Consider the following 21,342-nt stretch of genomic DNA (forward strand, 5'->3'; position numbering starts at 1 on the left):
TGGTTTGCGGACTAATCTTTACCTAAAAATCTCGCTGCTGCCACCTTTGCAGCATACCTCGGCTTACCTCATCTTTCTGAGAAACGCTATATGTTATTCTACCACAAATATAGTCTGTATACTTACGCCGAGCTGTACTAGGGTGTTTTTCGTGGTTTTCGCCACCCACTAACCATTATTGTTTCCCGACCCGTCGTTTGAGCTTGGTGTCTCATGTGTATCGGCGGTTATTCTACCTATGGTATAAGCAGGGTAAACGCATCTAATTTCTAAATTCCCATATATAGCGTTTGAGTAGAGACAAAAGCGCTACAGGTGGAAAAACCGTTCTCAATAAACAACAATAAAGCCGAGTTATTATGCTAAAACCCCTCGTTATTGACAATATGCGTTTACCCTGATGGTATAAGTATCATTGTACTCTACTTGAAATAGAATGCAAGGAAATTTTCAAAATAGATACTAACGCAACTAAACCATTAAAACAAAAATCGGCAATCAATTAAAGCCGTCCTATTAAGAAGGGGCTTTAGACCCAATTATCTTGGTAATGTTTATTTGTAACGTAATGTTTATTTGTAACCATATACTTAACAATTATTAACAGTAGGGACACGGGGCCCGGCCTTGTCCGGGGCGGGGAGTAGGACAGGGCATAGTCCCGTGTCCCTAAGGTTTCCTTTGACTTTTAATCATTGGTATAAGATTGAGGATAGTAGGAAGACTTTTTTAAATTAGTATTAACAATTATTAACAGTCGAAGCGGACCGTAAGGACACGGCAGGGCTGTTTCCCTAGAGATGCTCGCGTACCATCTATATGTAGCAATACTTTTGTGAATTGGTATAAGAAGCCGGATTTGCTATCAGTCCTGTTTAATATAAACTACTCTAATGCTGAGCCTGTCAATAGCCAATATTTCCATCTAGAGGAATTTTACAACCTTTAGAATAGCTGAGTACGCTACCCAAGAAGAGATGGGGCAGTATTCCTATAGTATTAAACGCCCTAAATTATACACTTCAGACTTTAGGGAGAGGGAAGTCAACAAATTAATTTCTACTATGAATCTAAGTAGTACAGAAGAGGAAAAAACACATGGCACTTCAAAGATTAGCAGATTTTTATCCTAATTATCAGGAAGAAATTTTTGCTGGAGACGACATCAAGGGATTTGATGTTTATGCTGGTGACTCTGATGAAAAAGTAGGCACCGTTTATGACGCTTTGGTTGATGACACGGGTCGTTTTCGCTATCTGGTAATTGATACCGGTATTTGGATTTTTGGGAAAAAAGTATTGCTGCCAATCGGCTCGGCTCGCTTCGACTACGGAGCCCGTCGCGTCTACGCCACAGGTCTTCGCAGCAAAGCTCAAGCAGAACAATTGCCGGCTTACAATGAATTAGAATCAGTAGATTACGATCGCGAAGAACAGGTAAGAGGCGTTTACCGCAATCAAGAAACTGCCGCTGCAAGCACTGCAACTCCTGCTAGCTACGATCGCAGCAGCTACAGCTACGATATCGACCGCCCCCTCTACGAAACCAACGAACAGCAGCACCAAAATCTCAAGCTTTATGAAGAACGCTTGATTGCTAACAAACACCGCGCAAAAACAGGCGAAGTAGCAGTTGGCAAGCGCGTCGAAACTGAAACAGCGCGAGCTTCAGTACCCATTGAAAAAGAACGAGTCGTAATCGAGCGAGTAACGCCCGTAGAAGCGGGTCAAGTAGTTTCAGTCGGTGAGGCTGACTTCCAATCAGGGGAAGTTGCACGCATGGAAGTCTACGAAGAAACTGCCGACATTCACAAGGAAGCTTTCGTGCGGGAAGAAGTCAACGTCAGAAAAGAAGTGGTTCACACCACGGTTGAGGGCGAAGAAACTTTGCGTCGTGAAGAATTAGACGTTAAGACCGATGGAACTGCGGTTGTAGATAATAAAGATATCTAAACCAACCCCAACAGGTATTGCATAGGAATTGCGTATTAATGACATAATTCTGTCACTCCGCAGGTGTGATTTGTGGCATTGCGCAATTCCTATATAACGGGGCGGGGACAGTAAAAAAATTGTCTGGTTTGGCCAAAGTTTATGCACTTTTCCCGCCTTTAGCAATGCCTAATAAAAATCCCTAAACAGGAAAGTTTCAGGAAAGTTAAAAAAATGAACGGTCAAGCCTCAGCCGAAAAGATAGCAACTGCCAAATCAATTACCCGTCTAAACCGGGTGCCGGAAAAAGTCAGAACTAAGCTAAAAAGTTTTACAGTCAAAGACAATAAAGGTCAGTTGGTAGGCAAAATAAAAGATGTCTATTTTGATGCTAGCGGTCAGTTAAACTTTGTGGTGGCAGGGCTAGGCAGCGAAAATACCCGCGTTTTTATAGTAAATATTAAGCTGCTCAAAAAGGTCGATTATCACCAAAAAGCGCTGTTTCTAAGTATTAATTCGGCTCATGTTGATCTCCTGCCGGGAGTTTCGGCAAATGCCGGGCATGAGTCTTTAGAAAATCCCTCAGAACGGCCTAGTGAATTTAACAACAGCGAGTTAACTAATCCCTCAACAGTTATGTCAAATCTAACAGATGCCGATCGCACAGATGAAAATTTGGAGACAGATGAGGATGAGGAAAACTTTGATATTGTCGATCAAGAAGTAATTCGCCTCCTAGAAGAACGATTGGTGATCAATCGCAGCAAGCGCAAAGTCGGCGAAGTCATCGTCCGCAAAGAAATTGAAACTCGGATGGTACAAGTGCCGATCCAGTGGGAAAAGCTGATTGTCGAACAAATCGGCGACGATCCGAAGGTGTTGGCAGAAATAGATTTGGGCGAGGGAAGCATCACTGGTATAGATTTGACGGAGATTAAGAGCGATCGCCAGGAACCGACAGTTAAGGCTGAATTTACCTCTGTGCAGAAAGCTAGCAAAATCTTAAATTCGATCGCCTCTCAACCCCGCCACGGTTGCGTCAAAGTCCGTCTAGAACTCGTTCTGGAAAACCAGCAACTTGAGGATACTTACCAAAAATGGCTCACGGAAAACCACTCAGATAGTTAAACTCTTCGTCCTCCTCGGTGTGGATTTTAGCTATTAGCGAGAAACTTAAATCTAATAGCGGACAGTGGCGATCAGTTTTGTGGGGAAAGTTCACCCCCATCTACTAAGATCATCTTCGGTAAATTAATTGTAATGTTGCCAGGGGCAGGTTCACCAATATCTATAATATAAGCCCGAACTCCGTAAACCCGCCCCAGTTGGGATATTTAAATTTTTAGCGATCGGCATCTCGACAAAATTTTACCGAATTGCGGTAAAATTGTGGTGGTCAAATTTAAAAGTATTTGAAAATGCCCAGCACCATCTCCGACATTAAAGTAAAAACGATCGCAGGCGAAGACAAGCAGCTAGGAGAGTACGCTGGCAAGGTACTCTTGATAGTTAACGTAGCTTCCAAATGTGGCTATACACCTCAATACAAAGGACTCGAAGAATTGAGCCAGAAGTACAGCGCGGCTGGACTCCGCGTTTTAGGATTTCCCTGCAACGACTTCGGAGGTCAAGAACCCGGAAGTAATTCAGAAATCGTCAATTTCTGTACGACAAAATACGGCGTCAGCTTTGAATTATTTGACAAAGTACGCGCTAAAGGCACTCAGCAGCACCCGCTGTACGCTAAGCTTACGAGTGCAGTCGATCCCAAGGGTGAGGTTTCCTGGAATTTTGAGAAATTCTTAGTTAGCAAACAGGGTGAAGTGGTTGCCAGATTCCGTAGCAGCGTGGGCCCAGATTCGCCAGAACTGATCGCTGCGATTGATCGAGAATTGGCAAAATAAGAAGTTCGGCAACGAAGCAGTGTATAGGACTTAACGGATTTAACGAATGGATGTTTAGGGAAGAGGGAAGAACTTAATATGCTTTTTTTATAGCTTGAGAGTTTGTTTTTTTCTTCTCTTCCCCATTGTTGGCAACCACTCAGCAATTAACAAATACCGATGATTGGATTTAATTGGAGAACGGTTTAATTTAATGGAAAATACATCGGGATTAGATTTAGTTGTAGGTTTACTTGCCTTCGCAATTCTTGCAGGTGGGCTGGCCATGCTATTTGTAGGCATGGCATCGTTCCCTAAAGAAAAATAACAATAATTGATATGAGGTGCGATCGCACAACCCTAATAAAAGTGGTTCGTAGTGAGGAGTTTAGTCCTCAGATTTCCATGAGGACTGAAGTCTTCACTACAAACTCTGAATAAATCTAACCGAATTCAATTTTATAGCAACCGCCAAGAAGAGGAGAAAGTTCTTAATTTCTGAAACCCTTAATTTTAGTGCTTCTTCCTTTTTCCGACTTCCATCGGACTTGTTATATAACATTCACAATTGACAATCATGCAAACTACCGAAAACACCGTCAAAATTGTCCTCGCGCCGGGGAACTTGCGGCGCGTTCACCATATCGCTTTAAACGTGCGCGACATGAAAGCTTCCCGCCACTTCTACGGGACAATTCTCGGTTTGCACGAACTAACAGGTGCAGAAATTCCCGCAACTTTAACAGAAATGGTAGCCGCTGGTAAAGTCGCTAATTTCGTCACCCCTGACGACACAGTGATTGACCTATTTTGGCAGCCCGACTTGGAACCGCCAAACCCAGACCCCCAGAAGGCTTTTACTCGCGCCAACCACTTAGCCTTCGATATCGAGCCGGATTTGTTCGATCGCGCTCTCGAAGTGCTAAAGTCAAATCAAATTGCGATCGACAGCGGCCCCGTCACTCGCGCTACAGGACGCGGCATTTACTTTTACGATCCTGATGGATTTATCATCGAAATCCGTTGTGATGCAGTTTAAACAGTCGCTATCGGCCTCTGGGTGCTGGTGTGCGCAGCCTACATTTACTATTTTGATCGCAGTGCTGGTGTGCGCACCCTACGTTTAAATTTGTTTTATTTTGCGTCTTTGCTAATAGGTTGCTTCGGCCAAGTAAATCGAAAAGTTGCTCCTTCACCTTCGGCAGATTCTAGGGAAATAGTACCTCCTTGACCTTCGACAATTTTCTTCACCAGCGACAAACCAATGCCAGTATTTTCAACTTTATCGCGAGCTTCCAAGGTCTGAAAAATTACAAAAACTTTATCGTGATATTGAGGAGCAATCCCCGGCCCGTCATCCTCTACAGAAAACTCGTAAAAATCATCTAACTCTTTAACCGATATTTTTACGTGACCCGATTCAGCTCGGTTGTGCTTGATGGCGTTGCTAATTAAATTAGAAAAAACCTGCTGTAGCGCCAATTTTTCCGTCACAAAAGTTGGCATTCCCGGTTCAACTTTCACCTCAAATCCAGACGGCGGCGCCAAGGAATCAATAATTTCTGCTAATAACTTCTCAACTTTTACCATTTCTGAAGGCACTTGAATGCGTCCGACGCGGGAATATTGCAGCAGTCCCTCAATCAAACCTTCCATGCGGTGAACTCTGCCGCGCAGCAGGTTCATTTGGTGCAGAGTATCCTCTGTCATCGACTCGCTGAGGTCTTCTTCTATCCAACTGCTGAGATTTGCGATCGCCCTCAGCGGCGCTTTCAAATCGTGAGAAACTACATAAGCAAACTGGTCTAATTCTTGATTCCGCTTTCTCAAAACATTCGTCGTTTGAGCCAGCATCTGCGCCGTCCAACTCAATTCTTCAGCGCGCAACCGCAGCGATTCCTCAGCTTGTTTGCGTTCCCGAATATCTTCTACCACAGCCATCAGAAATTGAGTGCCATTTTGTTCTCGCAGCAGCGAAACCGTCAAGTTTGCCCACACCAACTCTCCGTCGTTGCGGATGTAGCGCTTTTCCAGAGAGAAATTTTCAATTTCTCCTGCTAACAATTGGCGCAAAAGTTCCTCTTCGCTTGTTAAATCTTCGGTGCAAGTAATCTCCTGAAATCTTTTCTCCACCAATTCTTGGCGGCTGTAGCCCAAAATTTCGCAAAGTTTTTGATTGACTAACAGAAATTTACCTTCCACAGTCGCTTGGGCCATGCCGACTGCCGCCTGCTCAAAAGTAGCGCGAAACCGCTGCGCGCTTTCGGCTAAAGCAATTTCTGAGCGTTTGCGATCGCTAATATCGTTGCTGATTTCCAAAATAGCCACCGGTTTATCTTGATCGTCGTGCTGCAAAGTCCATCGGCTTGCCACCGTTATTTTTGTGCCGTCTGCCTTGGTGCGCACCAGTTCCCCTTGCCAAGAACCCCGCTCGAAAAACACTTTTTCAATTACCTCCAAAGGTTGGGTCCATTCTGTTTGTAAAAGCTCGTGAATATTTTTTCCTATTGCTTGCGACTTCCGCCACCCGTAGAGCCACTTCGCCCCCAAATTCCAATAAGAAATCGCCCCGTTCAAGTCTAGTACCGCGATCGTATCGTTCGCCAAATCCAGCATTTGCGCTTGCTTGCGCAGAGTTTCCTCGGCTTCTTTCCGTCCTCGGGCATCGCGGCAAATCGCAATAAACAAGTGTTGATTTGCCACACGCATTTCGCTGACAGCCAACTCCATCGGAAACTTAGTTCCGTCGCTGCGAACTCCAACTGTTTCTTGCTGGTAAGTCTTCAGCTTAGTATCGGGATTTAACACAAAATATTCGATCGAATAATCCCCTGCGGTGCTGTAAGGCTGCGGTAGAGCTATCAGCCGCCGCAGGTTCGAGCCAATTATGCGATCGGCTTTCTCGCCAAAAATCTTTTCTGCTGCCCTATTAAAAGACTCAATATTTCCCCATGCGTCCAATGTAATAATACCGTCAGCCGCATTGTCTACCACAGCTTGAATGCGACTTTTACTTTCTTCCCAGCCAGCTTCCCGCTTCCTCAATTCCTTCTCTAAACTATCAAATAAATACCAGGAAGCCCCTCCACCCAAACAGCCGAAAAGCAACCCAGCAACTTGCACAAAATTAGTGAAATCTATCAACTCCCGTATTTGCCGATCTACTGCTTTCTGATAGGCTTCGCCTACATCAACAAACGCATTAAATTTTTTGCGCAGGTTATCCATCTTCAACCTACCTTGACCGAACACCTGAATTATTTCCGGCGACTGCACGCTTGTTGCCGAACTGTCGAGCTTATTCAAAGTGTTTTGCAAGAAATTTATTTGCTCTTCGGTACTTTTTTTAATTTCTTCAAATCGCTGAGCTTGCAGTTTATTTCCTCGAACCGCAACCTTGAGTTTAGCCAGCAGCGGAGGCAAACTCTTCTTGGCTTCTAAGTAGGGTGATAGAAATTCGCGGCGCTTCGTCAGCCCGTAACCCCGAATGCCTGTTTCGGCATCCACCACCATTGTTAACAAGCGGTTAGTTTCCTGAAGAATTGCCTTATTAGTATCTGATCGCTTTCTTATCTGTAGGGTACTATCCCGGAGGGCTGCAATTGCTATCAGCGAAGCAAACAGACAAATCACGGGGATAGCAACTATGACTGTTCCCCGCTGGCGAATTGGTCGGTCTGTCCATACAAATTGGAGGCAGCGATCGAGCAAATACTTCACGGATATTGAAGGAGAAAGTTTGCTGCCAGTATATCGCTTTTTGGCAATCTCTGCTAGGGATATAGCCTTTCTCAGAAAGATGAGGTACTATCCGTCATAGGGCATAGGCCTCCGTGGGCATAGGCCTCCGTGGGCATAGGGCATACCTCACTTTTTTGAGAACCGCTATAAGTTCGTTTTTTTTATTTCGCCAGCCCTGGAAACTAACCGTGGAAACTAGATTAGACCCCTGCGATAGCTACCTGCTGATAGTAACAGCAGATTTTTTAGCAAGCTTTTTAAAGGGAGGCAAGGAGAAGGAAAGGCTTTTTTTCGGCCGCGAGACAGCAGGAGAATCAGAAATGAGGCTTTGTGCTTTACCTTCGTTTTCGCCTTCGGCTGTTGCTTTCAAACTAGAGTCTGTTTCGCAAGCGTCCTCAACACTTGTAACTACAGTAGTCCACCTCCCTGTAGCGGGATCGCGATAACAAGTGAAAGGATTTATTTTTAGCGGTTGACTGCAAGGTGTAATCATGTAGATGCACTCCTGTGATTCTGAGAACTTGGCCACTGCTTTCAGCAGCATTGCTATCTGGCCAGTAAAAGCAGCAGTATGAAGGCAAAAAGCAGAATTGTGTTTCTGCGTCCAGACACCTTTGATAATTCCTGATTTCTTGTTAACTTTTGCCTTCTACTGGTTCGCGATCATAGCATTACTTTTATCCAATTACCTTTCTGCAAGCAACCCCCCACCCCCTTAATCAGCTTGAGGTGCGACTTGTGAATGCAGCGAGGCGCCAGATCCTGCGGGACATTTTTGGGGTTATATATGTATTCTAGGCTAAGAAAAAATGCTACTGTGTGATCGCCAACAGAGGTCGATCGCGATCGGTGTCACAATTAAAAAGGGAATTGGTAATGGGGGAATGGGTAATCGGGAATTATTCCATCTCTTCCTTTCCTTAAATCCATTAAATCCCGTACACAATTCGTTGCAGAATTCCCCGTTAAATCCGTTAAATCTTGTACATTGCTCGTTGTATAACTTCCTTATAACTAATATCAACTTTTGCTTTTAAATGAACAGTAAAAGTAGAGCCAAAACCCAACTAACTCTCTACAGTGATATTGCCGCCCATCATCGGGCAAAACAAGCGGCTAATCGCCAATCCCAAACCAGTGCCGCCGTACTTGCGAGTAGTCGAAGCATACCCTTGAATAAAAGGTTGAAACTCACATCTTGCACCATTCTCAAGAACGGGCATCTTGCCCGTTCCACAAAAGATAAATTTTCTTGTGGAACAGGCATCTTGCCTGTTCATAAAAGGCTAATTAATAAGGGTGCAATATCTAAGTTGAAACAAACCCTGCTGCTGTTCTGCGGACATTCCAATCCCCGTATCAGATACCTGCAAATAAACCCAATCGCTGCCATCTGCTGGGAAAGCGAGTCGCGCCCAACAGCACCGTTCCACCTTCGGTAAACTTCAGGGCATTCGAGAGCAAATTGGACAGAATTTGCCGGGCTTTAGTCAAATCTGTATACATCACTCCCAAATTCCCAGAGCAAGAAACTTGTAATTGATTGTAATTTTTTTCTACCCAAGGGTGAAAGTTGCAACGACTTCTGATATTAAATTACCAGTAAAAATTTTATAAGTAAAGCTCCATCCGACCCCCTTCTATCTTAGAAAGGTCGAGAATATCGTTAATAAAATTCAGCAAGTGTTTGCCGGCGTTATAAATTTTTGGGTATCGGGAATGATGTCTTCGAGTCCCGGTTCCGTTGTCTGTCGAGCCGATGGATATTATTGCCAGTTCTGTATTATCGATCAAGAAGGGATAGAGAAACGAGAGCCAACAGGCAAGACGATCGGTCTTGATGTTTGGTTGCCTCATTTCTACACCGACTCAGAGGGCCAAACTGTTGATAACCCACGACATCTGAGGAAGTCCGAAAAAGCCCTCAAACGACTTAATCGCAGACTCTCCAGAACTAAGAAGGAATCTAAGAATAGAGCCTCATCAAGAAATTGATTGAGTCGAAAGCACCTCAAAGTAAGTAGGCAGCGTAAAGATTTTGCCGTGAAGTTGGCTCTCCGGCGTGGTCGAATCTAACGACTTGGTGGCCTAAGATGATTTGCAGGTACAGAACATGATTAGAAACAGAAAATTAGCTAAGTCTATTTCTGATGCTGCGTGGTCAGCTTTCCGGCAATCGGTAGAGTATTCGGCAAGGTATTTGGTGTAGCAACAGTAACTGTTCTACCGCACTACACAGCGTCAGAACTGCTCTAACTGCGGGGAAATAGTTAAAAAGTCGCTAAGTGAAAGAACTCACAGATGTCCTCACGGAGGTCACGTACAGGACAGAGATTGGAATGCAGCGCGGAACATACTTGAATTAGCACTTCGTACCGTGGGGCACAGGGGAACGTTAAACGCCTCTGGAGATATCGACCTCTTCTTGAGTGAGGAAACTTTTTCAAGTAAGCCGAGTCGCAGCAAGAGGAAATCTCAGAAGTGATTCTTAGAATCCCCGTACCTGATAGTCGGCGAGAATGTCAACTTTTTCTCTACTATTCAAATTCTAATTGCAAGGAAGGCATCAGCCGCTGCAAGTTCTTCAGGGATTTTTTCTGCCAGGGGATCTGTTTAGAGCCTTTTATGGCGATTTGAATATTTTTTTGCTGGCGTACTTTGATGACAAATTTGGAGACAATATTAATTCCCGAACTATTTAAAAATTCTAGCTTTCGCAAGTCTAGAGTAACCGTGTTTGGCGAGGAGTCAGCTACTTCGTTGAGCAAATCGACGATGGGCGCGTATTCTTCCACCAGGTTGAGTCGGAACGCGCCGCTGCAGGTGACTGTTTGCGTATCGCGATCGTACTCGAGCGTGTAATCTTTGGTCTTAATCTCCATACTTTTCTCGGTTGTGGGTTGTGAGCGGTAAAGGGGCTTTGGCTGCCGGAGCGAGAATTGATCTTCACGCTAGCACGATAAAAATTCGGCGGTTTGCGGAATGCCTAATGCCTTTGCTTGTGTAACTTGTAATACATATACTGCCAACTGTACCATTGCCGCAGGGCAGTTATGAGTTATTTTGGGATTGATTCAGTTGTGATACCAGTTTAAAAAAAGAATGCAACTGTTGACTAGCTCTCAACCCTGGTAGTCCTCAGTCATTGCCAAAGCTCAAATCTCAAATCTCAAATTGTATGAGTTGTGGGGGTTGACGAGACCAGCTTTTGCTGAAGTTCCGAGTGATAAATCCGGTTTTTTTTCTGACTTTGGTATTGACAAAATCACCAAAATGTGAGAAATATTTCACATCGGACACGGCAGTGAGTGGGAGAATATTTAATGGCAATTTCAGAAATTACAGAAAAGCTTTTGGCTGCTAAAAAAGCTAAGGGAATTAGTTTGGCAGATTTGGAAAAAGTTTTGGGGCGCGACGAAGTTTGGATTGCGGCGGTTATTTACCGTCAAGCAACCGCATCGGTCGATGAAGCCCAGAAAATAGTCTCGGCTTTGGGCCTAGATAGCGAGACGGCTGCGGTTCTCTGTGAACCTCCGTTAAAAGGTACTTTGGAGGCCTCGGTTCCGGTTGATCCTCTGATTTATCGTTTCTATGAAATTATGCAGGTTTACGGGATGCCACTCAAAGCAGTGATACAGGAAAAATTTGGTGACGGGATTATGAGCGCGATCGACTTTACTTTGGATGTCGAGAAAGAAGCAGACCCAAAAGGCGATCGAGTGAAAATAATTATGTCGGGAAAATTTTTGGCCTACAAAAAATGGTAAGCCAGTGCTGTTTTACCTTCAAATGAAAATTAAAAATTAAAAATTGGGTGGAATGGCTACTGACTAATGACTGAGGCCTCAAAAGTGTTAACTTATAAATAGAGATCGCGAAGCTTGACTCCGCCAAAAAACGGAAACAAGCCCCCGACGCCAGAAGTGCAGAGCGCCAAATTTTAGACCAAAGTTCAAGCTCCAAAATTCATCTGTGGAGTAAATCTAAAATCTAAAATCTAAAATCTAAAATCGACTGACTGGCTTGGGTGTCCGATCGGGAAACCTTTCTAGGGCAGAGCAATCGGTCGCTCCCGCGGCAACTTCCCCAGTCGCAACAAGCAACCGCAAGTAAATTAAGAGGCAAATATGTCAAAATATGACTCCCATCTGAGATGCTCCTTTTGCGGGAAGTCGCAAGAGTACGTCCGCAAGTTAATAGCTGGGCCCGGCGTCTACATTTGCGATGAATGCGTGGAACTGTGCAATGAAATTTTAGAGGAGGAGTTCTTTGACTCCAGTAAAACAATTAATCAACAGATTCCCCAATCAGAGGTGCGAGAGTCTCCAGGACAAGGAACGCGGCGCCCGGGTCGATCGAATAAATCGAAAATGGTTTTAGCTCAAATTCCGAAACCCACAGACATTAAGCAGCATTTAGACAACCACGTCATCGGCCAGCATTCAGCAAAAAAAGTCCTGTCTGTAGCAGTTTACAACCACTACAAGCGCTTGAGCGTTGACCAAGCTAAAGATAGCGACAAGTCTTCCGCTGACAGCGATGTAGAACTGCAAAAATCCAACATCCTGCTAGTTGGGCCGACAGGTTGCGGCAAAACTTTGTTAGCGCAAAGTTTGGCGCAAATGCTGGAAGTCCCGTTTGCGGTAGCCGATGCGACGACGCTGACAGAAGCTGGATATGTCGGCGACGATGTAGAAAATATTTTGCTGCGGCTGTTGCAAATGTCGGATTTTGATGTCGAATCGGCGCAGCGTGGCATTATTTATATTGATGAAATTGACAAGATTGCTCGCAAAAGTGAAAACACTTCGATCACCAGGGATGTATCGGGAGAAGGAGTGCAGCAAGCGCTGCTAAAAATGTTGGAAGGAACAGTGGTTAATGTGCCCCCGCAAGGCGGCCGCAAACATCCTTACCAAGATTTTATTCAAATTGACACGAGCAAAATTCTATTTATTTGCGGCGGTGCTTTTGTCGGTTTGGAAAAAATAGTTGAACAGCGTTTGGGTAAAAAATCCTTGGGCTTTATTCAGCCAACACCAAGCGACAGCAACTCAACTTTGCCGGCGAAGGACAAGCGGGCGGCTGATATTTTGCAGCAGGTACAGCCGGACGATTTAGTCAAGTTTGGTTTGATTCCTGAGTTTGTCGGGCGGATACCGGTGGTGACGGTGATTTCGCCCCTGGATGAAGCAGCTTTGATGCAGATATTGACTGAGCCCCGGAATGCGCTGGTGAAGCAGTATCAAAAGCTGTTGAAGATGGACAGCGTGGAATTGGAATTCCAGCCGGAAGCGCTACGGGCGATCGCCCAGGAGGCCTATCGTCGCAAAACTGGCGCGAGAGCTCTCCGCAGCATTTTAGAAGAGTTAATGCTGGATGTGATGTACGAGTTGCCTTCTCGCAAGGATGTGGCTAACTGTATGATTACTCCTGAAATGGTCGAGAAGCGATCGACTGCCGAATTGCTGTGGCACCCCGCATGGCGGAAGCACGAAACAGCTTAATTTGTAATCTGTAGGGTGCGAACTGCGCGCCCTGCAGGTCGTATTCGTAGTTATTCGTAAGGCGCGCACGGCGCACCCAGCCCCCTCATGAATATTTTTGGGGTAACAGGCATCACAGAGACTCACAAAGCAACGTTGAAAATTTTGGGAGCGGTCGATCGGGTTACAGTGAAATAAAATGAGTTCTAATGAATCAGGTGTCGATGAGCCAGTAAGTAATCAGTCAGCATTAGCCAAACTACTCTGTGGAAATGTAGTTCCTGATGGAGGTGATATTGATGAAGTGCTAAGTCATTTGTCCGCGTCAATTGATAATGTTGTTAAAGAGCTGATAAGACTAGAATCCCTAAGTCCTAACCAAATTTCATTATTTGCCCCATTTTTAGGGAGAAGTATACTTGAATTGGGATGTACCGCACTGATTGCGAGGCTCGATCCTTTTAGAGTTCTCCTGCTTAGGGAATGTCAAAACCAGCCCAATTATCTAATGGATAAGCCTCATAAGTCCTCTATACGTTGGCAAGGTGATGTTTTCGCAGACAAGGAGGTTACGGATCTTTGGGCTGATAAGTCACTGCAAAACCCTACTAGAGCTTTGCTTGGAGATTATTATAAGACACTAATATGGTTTGCTAACTTTGATAAGCTGTTGGATGCAATCGAAGATGTCAGGGGGGATGAATGGATAGACAATCTTAGAATAAAAACTTTTGACAGATTCTATCATGAAACTTTAACTGATTTTTCAAGTGTCTACTCTGAACTTTCAAAAGGAATACATCACGAACTGGTGATTCCTTTAAGTTCAGCCTTGGACCGAGAAACAACTCAACGACTGATAGAGAAAACAGTTCGTAATATCGCTACCCTTGGGTTATTGGTTTCTGTAGTCAGTCATGCACTGAATAAACTCGATATTCAAGTAGCGATCGAAGCTTATAAAGAAATTCAAGAAATGGGAGTTTTCTAATGGTTAATACTATTTATGAAAATACATCGCTGATCTTAGCCGCAGAAGATTGTTCGCCTGAAGAGTTTGAGAAACTGCATTATTTCTCAAAACAAGAGCAGCGTTTTATTTCAAATTTGATTGCTCATGGCCCCGTGTTATTAAAAGGGGCGCGTGGTAGTGGAAAAAGTGCGCTTATGATAGAAGCATCAAGAAGAATGTATCCTGAAAATAATCTAAGCTCTACATTTGGCATATACATCAGTCTTCGTCATCTTGAATTACTCAGAAGTGAAGGTGAGAAGTATGAAAGAATGTTAAGTCAGCTAATAATTGATGCCGTAAATAAGACAATTATTAAATCAGGTCATCCCTATGAGTTTGAGGCTTTGCCAAACACCACATCACTTCAGAGAGAATTATCTAGTTTATCGAGTGCATCTGGGAAAAGAATAGTTATTTTATTTGATGACGCGGCTCACATTGGTCGGGAAGCTCCGCTACATGAGTTTTTCGATATATTTCGGACTTTATCGAGCAGTGTAATATCGTGTAAAGCTGCTATTTACCCTGGAGTTACTAATTTTGGAACAAGGTTTGATGTATATAATGATGCTACGGTGATCGATATTTCAAGGAATGATGAACTAGAAGATTATAATACCAACTTTGCCGAGATAATTAGAAAAAGGTTTTCTCAGCGACTACCTGAAGAGTCTTTCTCTGGTCAATTTGCTTTAGAAAATGTTGCGGGGTTTATGGGAAGGGCTGTACTTGGAAACATGAGGGGATTTATATTTGCATGGAATAATCTGTCTGACAACTGTAAAACACGTAAGATCAATTACGCCAATATCACAAAGACGCTGATATACCTTGCCCGTAACTACTATTGGCCCTTGATTGAAGAGCTTAAGCCAAAACTTGGTATGTATGCACTAATGATCGATCCTGCAACCGACATTGCAGAATTAATATTTCAGGATGCTGGTAAGCAAAATAAGCAGAATGTACTTATTTTAAGAGAAATTGCACAACGTCTATCAAAGCCGTTAGAACTACTTGAATATACTGGATTTATTTCAATTCGAGATGTTTCACGGGCAATGAAATCTAGGGGACGAGGAACAAGATATAGCTTGAATCTATGCACATTGTTGGAGAAAACTCGTGGCGCTAGGGTCACAAATGAAATTTATACTAGGTGGTTAAATGAAAAAAATGAGAGAAATGAGCCTTTAGAATTACACAAAACAAGTGAGTTGTTTAAAATTCAATTGCCTGAATTACCTGAGCATGGTGAAATGCTAATATTAAAGGAAGATATTAGCAAATTAAAAAAATCTCACGTATATCCTTATGGACTTACGGAGCGCAAAATTGATATATTGAAAGCTGCTGGATACCGCACAGTGTCTGAATTGGTAGAAGCCAGCGACGAGTCTTTGTTAAAGCTTAAAGAGATAGGTATGGAAAACTTAAAGCGAATCCGCAGTACAGTTGCTCAAGCGATCTGGATGTAACCAAAAGCTAATACCAGTTCCCTAAAAAGGACTTTAGTGCTTACTACAAAAGTTTCTTTTATACTGCTAGATCTTAAAAAGCCCTCCTACCAACATAACTTTTTTCCAAAAAGGCGGCAAGTGCGGTATGATGTGATTTCGCGATCGGTTCTAGCGGGGAGCAGCCGTTAGAGGAAACGGGGAAAGTTCGGTGCAAGTCCGGCGCTGTCCCGCAACTGTAATGAAACCGTTGTGGTTTCTCAAGTCAGAATGCCCGCCGATATCTAACTCACTTTTGAACGCATCTGCGAGGTACGGATGATGGATGGAATTAACACGGCTGTACGCACAAAGCACAGTCTATTTGTTTGCACTGCTTGCGCTAGTGTTTGGAAAAACGGCAAGCGCGAAGGCCAAAGCGGCGGTCAACAATTCATGGAAAATTTGTCGCAACTCGCTAAAGATTGGGAGTTTTCCGATCAATTTGAGATTCAAGAGGTTGAGTGCATGAGTGCTTGCAGTCACTCTTGTGCGGTGTGTTTTGCTGCTGTTGGAAAGTATACTTATCTGTTTGGTGATTTACCAGCAAATGAGTCGGAAAGTGTCGAGGCTGTACTCGAATGCGCGGGTCAATACTATGCTAAACCAGACGGTTTGTTGCCTTGGTCTGAGCGTCCTCAAGCTCTGAAAAAAGGCGTTTTAGCAAAGATTCCACCATTACCAAATTAGATAGGTTTGTAGTAAGGAATGTAGTTTTCTTGTTCCCAGGCAGAGCCTGGTAACGCATACCCAGAGGCTCTGCCTCGTATTAAAAGCGCTCCTTTATTCCAGCGAGGCAGAGCCTCTAGATTAGCATTCCCAGGCAGAGCTTGGGAACGAGAGAACATATCCCATCACCAAATAAGCACAAAGTTATCAATGCAGAAAATTCCTGTTACTGTCATCAAAAGCGCTCCTTTATTCCAGCGAGGCAGAGCCTCGTATTAAAAGCGCTCCTTTATTCCAGCGAGGCAGAGCCTCTAGATTAGCATTCCCAGGCTCTGCCTGGGAACGAGAGAACATATTCCATCACCAAATAAGCACAAAATTATCAATGCACAAAATTCCTGTTACTGTCATCACTGGTTTTCTCGGTAGCGGCAAAACTACCTTAATTCGCCACTTATTGCAAAATAATCAAGGTCGCCGCATTGCTGTTCTGGTTAACGAATTTGGCGAAATTGGTATTGACGGAGAACTGCTGCGCGATTGCCAAGTTTGCGACGAAGAAGAAAATGTTAGCAGCAATATTGTTGAACTAACAAATGGTTGTCTTTGCTGCACTGTTCAAGAGGAATTCTTGCCGACTATGCAGGAATTGTTGAAGCGCAGAGAACAAATTGATTGTATCTTAATTGAGACTTCGGGCCTCGCACTTCCTAAACCTTTAATTCAAGCTTTTCGCTGGCCGGAAATTCGCACGGGTGCTACTGTGGACGGTGTTGTTGCTGTTGTCGATTGCGAAGCTATTGCTAGCGGTTCTTTTGTCGGTGATATCGATGCTTTGATGGCACAGCGACAGGCTGATTCTAGTTTAGATCACGAAACTCCGATCGAGGAATTGTTTGAAGACCAGTTAGCCTGTGCCGATATGGTACTTTTAACGAAGGTCGATCGCGTAGATGCTGAAACTCACCAGAAAGTGCAAAGCTGGTTGCAACAAGAGTTGCGTCCAAGTGTGAAAATTGTTCCTTGCAAAGGTGGCGAAATTAACCCTGATGTGCTATTAGGATTTAATGCGGCGGTTGAGGATGATTTGGAGTCTCGCCCGAGTCACCACGATGCTGAGGAGGAACACGAACACGATGATGATATTAACTCGACTTACTTTATTGCCGATCGCGAATTTGAACCTGAAGCTTTGGTGAAAAAACTGCAATCCTTGATGCAGCAGGAGGAAATCTATCGGATTAAAGGGTTTGTGGCGGTTCCCAAGAAACCGATGAGGATGGTGTTGCAAGGTGTGGGCTCGCGCATAGAATATTTCTACGATCGCCCTTGGCAACCTTCCGAACTCCGCCAAACCAAATTAGTGCTGATCGGTCGGGAACTCGACTCTGCTAAGATACAGTCATTCTTGTAGTTGAATGCGGGCGATCGCTTTTTTTAAGAAAGGGCGATCGTTCTTCAATCATTCTGCACTCGATACTATTTCTAACGTCAAAATCTCCATCGGTTTATTAACAACTAACTGCATCCTATCTAACCATTGGGATCCGATTAAAATCTCCGGTATATCCTCTCCAACATGAACGGGAACGATCAAATCTTGACCGTCAATAATTACCCAAGCTTCATAGATATCAAAAAATCCTTCTCCCCGCGCTGTCTGCATCTCGATTTGCGGGGCAATTAAAGACCAATCTAAAGCATCTAAATCTTGAGAATTCATTGCTATAAAACCTGTGGTAAAACCAGTGTCTAGAAGCACTTCCACAGGAAAAACCTCGCCATTAGAAGCAATCAATTCTATCTCAAAAAATAACTCTCCGTTTTCCCCAAACCTTCCTGATATCATATCCGACCGCAGGTCCCTCTTTCATTGAGGCAAAATATTGTTAGCCTCACATCTCCATCGCTATATTGTTGTTTAACTTTTTCAATGATTCCGAGAAATTTCCTGTCAATTAAATACTCTCCACTGTCCGGCTCGATCGCAATAAACCAATTGTAATACTCGCCGATCAGTTCCGGGCGAAGTCGCTCAAATATTTCTCTACAGCGCAAACCGAGTTTAGTTCTTTCTGCTTTGCGCCTTGCTAATTCTTCGGGCGGTATAGTTTGTTCGGGAAAAATTCTACCGCGCAGCGCTTTTCGCTTGGAAGATAGCGGAGTCATGGTGTTTTTTAAATTAAATTTAGAGATTGATTTATGATAACCCAACAAGTATTATTTTGTCTATTTTTGACCGAATCCTGTCTGAAAACCTCCCGCGAACAATTTATTAACATTTTGTAATATTCTTGCTACTAGCAGCCTGTCTGGTATAGAATAGCGATAATGGTTATCATTGTACAATAATCGAGGTCAAGTATGGTGAGTGCTGGGGCGATCGAATCAGTTCCTGTTACCGTTCTCACGGGCTATCTCGGTGCAGGCAAAACTACGCTACTGAACCGCATTTTAACACAGGAACACGGCAAAAAAGTTGCAGTCATCGTCAACGAGTTCGGCGAAGTAGGCATCGACAACCAACTGATAATTGATGCCGACGAAGAAATTTTCGAGATGAACAACGGCTGCATTTGCTGTACAGTCCGAGGCGATTTAATTCGGATTATCGGTAACTTAATGAAGCGGCGCGACAAATTCGACCACATAGTGATCGAAACCACAGGCTTAGCCGACCCCGCGCCCGTAATTCAGACATTTTTTGTAGACGAAGATATGCGGGACAAATTGCTGCTAGATGCAGTTGTCACCGTAGTCGATGCCAAGCACATCTGGCAGCACTGGGACGCCGACGAAGCTCAAGAACAAATTGCCTTCGCTGATGTAGTTTTACTAAACAAAACTGATTTAGTGACTGAGGAAGAATTGGCAGAATTAGAAAAGCGAATTCGTGCCATGAATGCAATGGCAAAAATTCACCGTACCCGCAACGCTGAATTAGAAATGCAGGCTTTGTTGGGCGTTAAAGCATTTGATTTGAACCGGGCATTAGAAATCGATCCCGACTTTTTGGGCGAACACGAACACGAACACGACGAAACTGTTACCTCAGTAGCAATAGTAGAAGCCGGTGCCATTGACCGCAACAAATTTAGCGATTGGATGGAGGAATTGTTGCGAACTCAAGGCCCGAATATCTTTCGGACAAAAGGCATTTTGAATATCGCCGGAGACAACAAGCGATTTGTTTTCCAAGGAGTACACATGGTGTTCGACGGCCGGCCGGATAGACCTTGGAAAGCTACCGAAACTCCGAAAAATGAACTCGTATTCATCGGTCGCAACTTAAAGGAAAATCAATTGCGAGAGGATTTCCGTAAATGTCTGGTTTAACTGACATCTTGAAGCATTTTTAATAAGCCTTTTATGAACAGGCAAGATGCCTGTTCCACAACAAGAAAATTTATCTCTTGTGGAACGGAACAGGCAAGATGCCTGTTCCACAACAAGAAAATTTATCTCTTGTGGAACGGAACAGGCAAGATGCCTGTTCCACAACAAGAAAATTTATCTCTTGTGGAAGGGGCATCTTGCCCGTTCTTAAGAATAGTGCAAAATTTCAGATTCAATAAATATGGGTAACAAAAACAAAAATAAAAGTGAACAAACTCTGGAATTTCACGCCGAAGCAATGCTGTCTGACTACGTAACTGCTGTTACTTGGTCGTCGGACGGCCAAACTTTAGCAGTCTGTTCCGCCGCCGGCGAAGTGATGCTGATGAAAGTAGGGGCAGTTAATGAATTGTCCTTGCAACCGCTGCAAACTGCCACGGGTAAATCAGCCGATTGCTTGTCTTTTTCCTCCGGCAGTCAACTTCTAGCTGCTGGCGGACAAGACGGACGGGTGCAAATTTGGCGCGCCGATTCGGGCGAATTAATGGCGGATTTGGATAACCAGCGCGTCTGGGTTGACAAGTTAGCTTGGAGTCCCAACTGCAATCAGTTAGCTTTCAGTATGGGCCGCTGTGTTCAAGTCTGGAATGCTGATGATAATGTTGTTGAAGTAACCCTGAATTTCGACTCATCCTCTATCCTCGATTTAGCATGGCATCCTGTTCTTAAATATCTGGCAGTTAGCGGTTATCAAGGCGTCAAAGTTTGGAACGGCGAAGACTGGGACGAAGACCCGCACGTCTTGTCAGTACCGTCTGTAACAGGTGCAATTTCTTGGTCGCCGTCAGGGGAATATTTAGCTTGCGGCAATATGGACAATACCCTAATTGTTAATGAATGGGGCAGTTTTCAACCGTGGGTAATGCAGGGTTTTCCGGGGAAAGTTCGGCAGTTAGCTTGGTCGGATAAAACTAATTCTTTGGGTGCACCTTTGTTAGCTGCTGCGAGTTCTCAAGGCATTTCTGTCTGGGAAAGAGACGCTGATGAAAGAGTCGGTTGGGAAGGTTGGGCGTTAGAAGTGCATGAAAATGTGGTAAATGCGATCGCCTTTGAACCTACCACATTTTTATTAGCTTCCGCATCCGCAGACGGTCAACTTTGTTTGTGGTACGATGCAGAACAATTGCTGCAAATTCTAGAAGGTGCAGAGGGCGGTTTTTCCTGTCTCGCATGGCATCCCGAAGGCCAGTTTCTCGCTGCTGGCGGCTGTGGAGGCGAATTGCTGGTTTGGTCAAAATCTCTGCGCGGCAAAGAGTTCGGGCGGCGCTAAGTTCGCATACACACCAGTTTGACCAAAAGATAAACAATTGAAAACTTTAGGACTTACCCACGGGTGCGCAGAAATCCGGTTTTTCGATCGTTTACTTCGTTGCAGACCGCAGATCCAGTAAAAAACCAGGTTTCTGAGCGTCGAAGTGCGTCCAAGACTGAACTTGCTCTTTACCGGAAATTTGGGTAAAAGCCCCTTCTTAATAGGACGGCTTTAATTGATTGCCGACTTTTGTTTTAATCGTTTAGTTGCGTCAATATCTATTTTTCAAATTTCATTGCATTCTATTTAAAATAGAATACAATGATACTAGACCACAGGTAGAATAACCGCCGATACAAATGAGACACCAAGCTCAAACGACTGGTCGGAAAACAATAATGGTTAGTGGGTGGCGAACACCACGAAAAACACAGCTAGGCTAACTAACGTAAGCCAAAACCAGAAAAGTAAA

Annotated in this window: 21 protein-coding genes, 1 pseudogene and 1 riboswitch; of the genes and pseudogenes, 15 read left to right on the forward strand and 7 right to left on the reverse strand. The window is 44.1% G+C overall.

All coding sequences use genetic code 11. The features are described 5' to 3' along the window. Window positions 1-1,098 precede the first annotated feature (1,098 nt). From ACUVJL_RS03445 to ACUVJL_RS03465, 5 genes are all read left to right on the forward strand, one after another. On the forward strand, window positions 1,099-1,953 hold the full coding sequence (locus ACUVJL_RS03445) for a DUF2382 domain-containing protein (protein WP_445244566.1): 855 nt from the start codon (window positions 1,099-1,101) through the stop codon (window positions 1,951-1,953). 213 nt (window positions 1,954-2,166) lie between these two features. Beyond that, window positions 2,167-3,060: a DUF2382 domain-containing protein gene (locus ACUVJL_RS03450; RefSeq protein WP_445244567.1), complete on the forward strand. Its 894-nt coding sequence runs from the start codon at window positions 2,167-2,169 to the stop codon at window positions 3,058-3,060. Between the two features lie 290 nt (window positions 3,061-3,350). Continuing rightward, window positions 3,351-3,836 (forward strand): glutathione peroxidase, encoded by a 486-nt coding sequence (locus tag ACUVJL_RS03455; protein ID WP_445244568.1) that lies wholly within the window; start codon window positions 3,351-3,353, stop codon window positions 3,834-3,836. Window positions 3,837-3,999: 163 nt separating this feature from the next. Beyond that, window positions 4,000-4,143, forward strand: coding sequence for a hypothetical protein (locus ACUVJL_RS03460; protein ID WP_333130413.1), 144 nt, complete (start codon window positions 4,000-4,002; stop codon window positions 4,141-4,143). Window positions 4,144-4,392: 249 nt separating this feature from the next. Further along, window positions 4,393-4,854: a VOC family protein gene (locus ACUVJL_RS03465; RefSeq protein ID WP_445244569.1), complete on the forward strand. Its 462-nt coding sequence runs from the start codon at window positions 4,393-4,395 to the stop codon at window positions 4,852-4,854. 95 nt (window positions 4,855-4,949) lie between these two features. Here ACUVJL_RS03465 and ACUVJL_RS03470 read toward each other — a convergent pair whose 3' ends face one another. The 4 genes and pseudogenes from ACUVJL_RS03470 to ACUVJL_RS03485 all read right to left on the reverse strand — a co-directional run bounded on the left by ACUVJL_RS03470 (window position 4,950) and on the right by ACUVJL_RS03485 (window position 9,065). Further along, window positions 4,950-7,535 carry a PAS domain S-box protein gene (locus ACUVJL_RS03470; RefSeq protein WP_445244570.1) on the reverse strand — a complete coding sequence of 862 codons (2,586 nt, stop codon included), beginning with the start codon at window positions 7,533-7,535 and terminating at the stop codon, window positions 4,950-4,952. 238 nt (window positions 7,536-7,773) lie between these two features. Beyond that, window positions 7,774-8,100 carry a hypothetical protein gene (locus ACUVJL_RS03475; RefSeq protein WP_445244571.1) on the reverse strand — a complete coding sequence of 109 codons (327 nt, stop codon included), beginning with the start codon at window positions 8,098-8,100 and terminating at the stop codon, window positions 7,774-7,776. Between the two features lie 430 nt (window positions 8,101-8,530). Beyond that, window positions 8,531-8,746 (reverse strand): annotated as a pseudogene (locus ACUVJL_RS03480) (ATP-binding protein); the annotation flags it as partial. Between the two features lie 169 nt (window positions 8,747-8,915). After that, window positions 8,916-9,065: a hypothetical protein gene (locus ACUVJL_RS03485; RefSeq protein WP_445244572.1), complete on the reverse strand. Its 150-nt coding sequence runs from the start codon at window positions 9,063-9,065 to the stop codon at window positions 8,916-8,918. A 213-nt stretch (window positions 9,066-9,278) separates the two neighbouring features. Between ACUVJL_RS03485 and ACUVJL_RS03490 the strand changes: the two genes are divergently transcribed. Then, complete coding sequence (locus tag ACUVJL_RS03490; RefSeq protein ID WP_445244584.1) at window positions 9,279-9,551, forward strand: transposase; 273 nt, start codon at window positions 9,279-9,281, stop codon at window positions 9,549-9,551. Window positions 9,552-9,822: 271 nt separating this feature from the next. Continuing rightward, window positions 9,823-10,041, forward strand: a complete 219-nt coding sequence (locus ACUVJL_RS03495) for a zinc ribbon domain-containing protein (protein ID WP_445244585.1) — start codon at window positions 9,823-9,825, stop codon at window positions 10,039-10,041. A gap of 52 nt (window positions 10,042-10,093) precedes the next feature. Here the strand turns inward: ACUVJL_RS03495 and ACUVJL_RS03500 are convergent, their stop codons facing one another. Next, a complete protein-coding gene (locus tag ACUVJL_RS03500; protein WP_445244573.1) occupies window positions 10,094-10,438 on the reverse strand; it encodes a slr1659 superfamily regulator in 345 nt (114 codons plus the stop codon). A 441-nt stretch (window positions 10,439-10,879) separates the two neighbouring features. Between ACUVJL_RS03500 and cynS the strand changes: the two genes are divergently transcribed. The 6 genes from cynS to cobW all read left to right on the forward strand — a co-directional run bounded on the left by cynS (window position 10,880) and on the right by cobW (window position 17,636). Beyond that, complete coding sequence (gene cynS, locus ACUVJL_RS03505) at window positions 10,880-11,323, forward strand: cyanase (RefSeq protein ID WP_445244574.1); 444 nt, start codon at window positions 10,880-10,882, stop codon at window positions 11,321-11,323. Between the two features lie 360 nt (window positions 11,324-11,683). Beyond that, a complete protein-coding gene (gene clpX, locus ACUVJL_RS03510) occupies window positions 11,684-13,063 on the forward strand; it encodes an ATP-dependent protease ATP-binding subunit ClpX (protein WP_445244575.1) in 1,380 nt (459 codons plus the stop codon). Window positions 13,064-13,241: 178 nt separating this feature from the next. Then, entirely contained in the window at window positions 13,242-14,033 is a 792-nt protein-coding gene (locus tag ACUVJL_RS03515) for a hypothetical protein (protein ID WP_445244576.1), read from the forward strand. Next, the gene (locus ACUVJL_RS03520; protein WP_445244577.1) at window positions 14,033-15,535 is read left to right on the forward strand and encodes a DNA-directed RNA polymerase subunit alpha C-terminal domain-containing protein; all 1,503 of its coding nucleotides are present in this window, start codon (window positions 14,033-14,035) and stop codon (window positions 15,533-15,535) included. Before ACUVJL_RS03515 ends, ACUVJL_RS03520 begins: the two co-directional genes overlap by 1 nt. Before the next feature lie 128 nt (window positions 15,536-15,663). Next, a riboswitch (cobalamin riboswitch) is annotated at window positions 15,664-15,810 on the forward strand. Window positions 15,811-15,832: 22 nt separating this feature from the next. After that, window positions 15,833-16,243: a DUF1636 family protein gene (locus ACUVJL_RS03525; RefSeq protein ID WP_445244578.1), complete on the forward strand. Its 411-nt coding sequence runs from the start codon at window positions 15,833-15,835 to the stop codon at window positions 16,241-16,243. A 364-nt stretch (window positions 16,244-16,607) separates the two neighbouring features. Next, complete coding sequence (cobW, locus tag ACUVJL_RS03530) at window positions 16,608-17,636, forward strand: cobalamin biosynthesis protein CobW (RefSeq protein WP_445244579.1); 1,029 nt, start codon at window positions 16,608-16,610, stop codon at window positions 17,634-17,636. Window positions 17,637-17,684: 48 nt separating this feature from the next. On the opposite strand, the gene ACUVJL_RS03535 is transcribed toward cobW, so the two are convergent. Continuing rightward, window positions 17,685-18,071: an aspartyl protease gene (locus ACUVJL_RS03535; protein ID WP_445244580.1), complete on the reverse strand. Its 387-nt coding sequence runs from the start codon at window positions 18,069-18,071 to the stop codon at window positions 17,685-17,687. Continuing rightward, window positions 18,068-18,391 (reverse strand): hypothetical protein, encoded by a 324-nt coding sequence (locus tag ACUVJL_RS03540; protein ID WP_445244581.1) that lies wholly within the window; start codon window positions 18,389-18,391, stop codon window positions 18,068-18,070. Before ACUVJL_RS03540 ends, ACUVJL_RS03535 begins: the two co-directional genes overlap by 4 nt. A gap of 195 nt (window positions 18,392-18,586) precedes the next feature. On the opposite strand from ACUVJL_RS03540, the gene ACUVJL_RS03545 reads away from it, so the two are divergent. Together ACUVJL_RS03545 and ACUVJL_RS03550 are read left to right on the forward strand one after the other, a co-directional pair. Further along, complete coding sequence (locus ACUVJL_RS03545; protein ID WP_445244582.1) at window positions 18,587-19,558, forward strand: CobW family GTP-binding protein; 972 nt, start codon at window positions 18,587-18,589, stop codon at window positions 19,556-19,558. Window positions 19,559-19,799: 241 nt separating this feature from the next. Continuing rightward, the gene (locus tag ACUVJL_RS03550; RefSeq protein WP_445244583.1) at window positions 19,800-20,888 is read left to right on the forward strand and encodes a WD40 repeat domain-containing protein; all 1,089 of its coding nucleotides are present in this window, start codon (window positions 19,800-19,802) and stop codon (window positions 20,886-20,888) included. Window positions 20,889-21,342: the final 454 nt, after the last annotated feature.

Origin of the sequence: Microcoleus sp. OTE_8_concoct_300 (genome assembly GCF_031383065.1) — a bacterium.
Taxonomy (GTDB): Bacteria; Cyanobacteriota; Cyanobacteriia; order Cyanobacteriales; family Microcoleaceae; genus Microcoleus.